General features: G+C 61.6%; 5 protein-coding genes and 1 pseudogene. All 6 read left to right on the top strand.

Going from position 1 to position 4,083, the window contains the following annotated elements:
- Positions 1–315, top strand: a pseudogene (locus JWR14_RS38490) (urea ABC transporter permease subunit UrtB); the annotation flags it as partial.
- Between the two features lie 38 nt (positions 316–353).
- Positions 354–1,448 carry an urea ABC transporter permease subunit UrtC gene (gene urtC, locus JWR14_RS38485; protein WP_299720093.1) on the top strand — a complete coding sequence of 365 codons (1,095 nt, stop codon included), beginning with the start codon at positions 354–356 and terminating at the stop codon, positions 1,446–1,448.
- Positions 1,445–2,200, top strand: coding sequence for an urea ABC transporter ATP-binding protein UrtD (gene urtD, locus JWR14_RS38480; protein ID WP_299720091.1), 756 nt, complete (start codon positions 1,445–1,447; stop codon positions 2,198–2,200). The genes urtC and urtD overlap by 4 nt, the downstream gene beginning before the upstream one ends.
- Positions 2,201–2,202: 2 nt before the next feature.
- On the top strand, positions 2,203–2,907 hold the full coding sequence (gene urtE / locus JWR14_RS38475) for an urea ABC transporter ATP-binding subunit UrtE (RefSeq protein ID WP_299720089.1): 705 nt from the start codon (positions 2,203–2,205) through the stop codon (positions 2,905–2,907).
- Positions 2,908–2,967: 60 nt separating this feature from the next.
- Entirely contained in the window at positions 2,968–3,963 is a 996-nt protein-coding gene (locus tag JWR14_RS38470; RefSeq protein ID WP_299720098.1) for an acetamidase/formamidase family protein, read from the top strand.
- A 13-nt stretch (positions 3,964–3,976) separates the two neighbouring features.
- Positions 3,977–4,083 (top strand): SDR family NAD(P)-dependent oxidoreductase (locus JWR14_RS38465; RefSeq protein ID WP_299720096.1); only part of this gene is annotated, 107 nt, incomplete at its 3' end.

The raw sequence follows: 4,083 nt of genomic DNA, 5'->3' as shown, positions 1-4,083 counted from the left end.
GAGCGCGTCGATCGCATCGCGTTCGGCCTGGGTGCGGGCCTCGCGGGACTGGCCGGCGTGGTGTTGACGCAGATTGCCAGCGTCAATCCGTCGATGGGCACGGGCTTCGTCGTCGACTCGTTCATGGTGGTGGTATTAGGCGGTGCGGGCAGCCTCGCGGGGACAGTCGTCTCGTCGCTCACGCTTGGCGAAATCAACCAGTTTATCGAACCGTTCTACGGAGCAGTCGCGGCCAAGGTGGCCGTGCTTTTGATCATCGTGCTGATTATCCAGAAGCGCCCGCAAGGACTCTTTGCATTGAAGACCCGCGTATGAACACGTTTCCCGAACCGCGAAACAGCAGGAGATTCACCTTGTCGGCATTCGCCACGAAATGGATGGGCCAGACCGTGGAGGTCGGCATCGTCCCCGTACTGGTCCTGGTGGCGCTCTATCTGCCCTTTGCCTATTTTGTTATTCCGGAGTCGAATGCGCTGCATCTGTCGCTGTTCGGCATCAACCTGATCGGACAGATCATGTGTTTCGCGCTGCTCGCGCTAGCGCTCGATCTGGTCTGGGGCTATGCGGGCATCCTGAGCCTCGGGCACGGCATCTTCTTCGGCATAGGCGGCTATATGATGGCCATCTATCTGCTGAACGGCGCCTACGCCGAAACGCACGTATTGCCGGACTTCATGCAGTACATGGGCGCGAGCGACTTTCCCGCCGTATGGAAGATGCTCTCGCGGCTCGATGTGACGATCCTCGCCACGATCGTCGTCACCTTGCTGGTCGCGGGCGCGTTCGGCTTCGTCACGTTCCGCTCGCGCATCAACGGCGTGTATCTGTCCATCATCACGCAGGCGCTCACGTATGCGCTGATGCTGCTGTTGTTCATCAACGACGTGGGCCTCGGCGGCAACAACGGCATGACCGGCTTCACGAGCCTCGCGGGCCGCAAGCTCGCCGATACTTCCACGCAGATCGGCCTCGCGGTGTGTTCGTGCCTGCTGCTGGTGGTGGCCTATGTCGGCGCGCGCTTTCTCGCGCGCTCCAGTTTTGGCCGGGCGCTAATCGCGGTGCGCGACGACGAAGCGCGCATGCGTTTTCTCGGCTACCGCACGCATACGCTGAAGCTTTTCGCGTGGTGCCTCTCGGCGGTCCTCGCTGCATTTGCCGGAATGCTGTACGTGCCGCAGGTCGGCATCGTCAACCCGACTATTGTTTCGCCGCAACTGTCTGTCGAGATTGCCGTGTGGGTGGCCATCGGTGGGCGCGGCACCCTGATCGGCGCAATCGTCGGCGCGATCGTGATCAACGGACTCAAGTTCTGGCTGACCTCGCAACTGCCGGAGGTGTGGCCGTTCATTCTTGCCGGCGTAACGCTCGTGATCGTTGTCTATTTCAGCAACGGCGTGTGGGGCACGCTCAAGGCCGCCGGCAGCGAAAGCAAGGGAGGCGGTCAATGACGCAGCCACAACCGGCCACCGCAATCTACATCAGCGGCCTGTCTGTCAGGTTTTCCGGCTTCGCCGCGATCACCAATCTGTCGATGGAGTTTCGATACGGCGAGATTCGCGCCATCATCGGTCCGAACGGTGCGGGCAAGACGACCTTGATGGACGTCATCACGGGAAAAACCCGGCCGGCAGAGGGCGAGGTCTTTCTGAACAAGGTCACGAATCTCGCGACGCTCGACGAAACGTCCATCGCGCGCCTGGGCATCGGCCGAAAATTCCAGAAGCCGAGCGTGTTCGAAGCGCTGCGGGTCCGCGAAAACCTCGAACTTGCGATTCGCAACGGCCGCGGCTACGCGGACATGGTTCGCTCGCGCCTCGGCGCACAGCAGAACCGGCGCATCGACGAAGTGCTCGAGACGATCGGTCTTGAGGACGAAGGGCATCGGATGGCCGGCACGCTGTCGCATGGCCAGAAGCAGTGGCTCGAAATCGGCATGCTGCTTGTCGCCGATCCGCAAGTGATCCTGCTCGACGAACCGGTTGCGGGAATGACCGATCACGAAACCGCACGCACCGCCGAACTGATCGCGCGGCTCAAGTCGCCCGAGCGGGCGGTGGTGGTGATCGAGCACGACATGGATTTTGTCGGCGAGATCGCGGACCTCGTCAGCGTGTTGCATGAAGGGCAGCTGCTCGGCGAGGGATCGATGGAGAGCGTGCGCAACGATCCACGCGTGATTCAGGTTTATCTCGGACGGTGAGCATGCTGAAAATTTCCGCACTCAATCAGTTTTACGGCAGCAGTCACACGTTGCGCGACGTGTCGCTGAACGTGGCCGAAGGCGCCTGCACTGTCGTACTCGGCCGTAACGGGGTGGGCAAGACGACCTTGCTGAAGTGCCTCGTCGGGTTGCTGCCGGTCAAAGGCGGCGAAATCGAACTGGCGGGCCAGCTGCTGACGCGCACGCCGTCGCACCGGCGCGTGCTGGCGGGTCTCGGCTACGTACCGCAAGGACGCGAGATTTTCCCGCAACTCAGCGTCGAGGAAAACCTGCGCATCGGCGCCTACGCGGGAGAGCGCAATCAGACCGCCAAGGGCAAGCAATTTTCCTTCGACGACGTCTTTCATACCTTTCCAGTGCTGAAGACGATGCGCCGGCGCATTGCGGGCAATCTGTCCGGCGGACAGCAGCAGCAGCTTGCGATTGGCCGGGCGCTTCTGACCAATCCAAAGCTGCTGATTCTCGACGAACCGACCGAGGGCATCCAGCCGTCGATCGTGATGGAGATCGAGGCGGTGATCCGTTCGCTGAAAGGATCGCTGTCGATCCTGCTGGTAGAACAGTTTTTCGATTTCGCGCAGGCGGTAGCCGACGACTATGTCGTGCTGGTACGGGGCCAGGTCGTGTCGGCGGGGCCTGGGGACCAGATGGAAGCCAATAACGTCCGAGCGCTAATTTCAGTGTGATGCGGCGTCAGCTTTGCGCCCATTCACTTCGACAACCCACACTTGAGCAGGAGCACCATGATGAACTGGCTTGAACAATCGATCATGCACACGCGCGGCGTCGCACGCGGCCAAGTCCGCGAAACGCATGAACTCAGCGAATCCCGTCAGGGCACATTTCACTACACCATCGGACCGTACTCGACGCCGGTGATGAACATTGCCCCGGGCGACCGGGTGGTGGTTCAGACACGCGATGCGTTTGACGGCAAGATCCTCACGGAACAGGATCTGCCGAGCCAGAAGCTGCGGGTGCCGTTCCTGAATCCGCAAAGCGGCCCGATCATGATCGAAGGCGCGGAGAAGGGCGACGTGGTAGCGGTGTACATCGAATCGATGTTGCCGCGCGGCGACAATCCGCGCGGCACCTGCTGCCTGATTCCGCGCTTCGGCGCGCTGACCGGTACGGAATACACCGCAACGCTCAATGAGCCGCTGCCCGAGATCACCCGCAAGATCGACGTGGACGAAGATGGCGTCTACTGGAGCAAGCGCGTCACGCTGCCGTACAAGCCGCATATCGGCACGCTGAGCCTCTCGCCGGAAATCGACTCGATCAATTCGCTCACGCCGGACAACCACGGCGGCAATATGGACGTGCCCGACATGGGCCCGGACAGCATCACCTATTTGCCGGTTCGCTCCGCCGGCGCGCGGCTGTTTATCGGCGACGCGCACGCCTGCCAGGGCGACGGCGAAGTGTGCGGCACAGCCGTCGAATTCGCCAGCACGACCACAATCCACGTCGATCTGATCAAGGGCTGGCACATCGAATGGCCGCGCCTCGAAACCGATGAGTTGCTGATGGCGATCGGCAGCGCCCGCCCGCTTGAAGACGCGACGCGCATCGCGTACCGCGAACTGGTGCTGTGGATGGAGAAGGAATATGGCTTCGACCGTTGGGATGCCTACATGATGCTCAGTCAGTGCGGAAAGGTGCTGCTGGGCAACTTCGTCGACCCGAAGTATTCGGTGGGCGCTGAGATCAGCAAAAAATATCTCGCACCGGTTGCCTGAGGAGACACCACCAATGGATCTGAAACTCAAAGGTTTGAAGGCACTCGTCACCGGCGGCACCAAGGGTATCGGCCGCGCCATTGCGCAAACGCTGGCAGCCGAAGGCGCGGACGTCGCGCT

It is taken from the genome of Caballeronia sp., from assembly GCF_028292365.1.
GTDB lineage: Bacteria > Pseudomonadota > Gammaproteobacteria > Burkholderiales > Burkholderiaceae > Caballeronia.
Note: the sequence above shows the minus strand (reverse complement) of the source record. Positions and strands in the feature narration are given on the sequence as shown.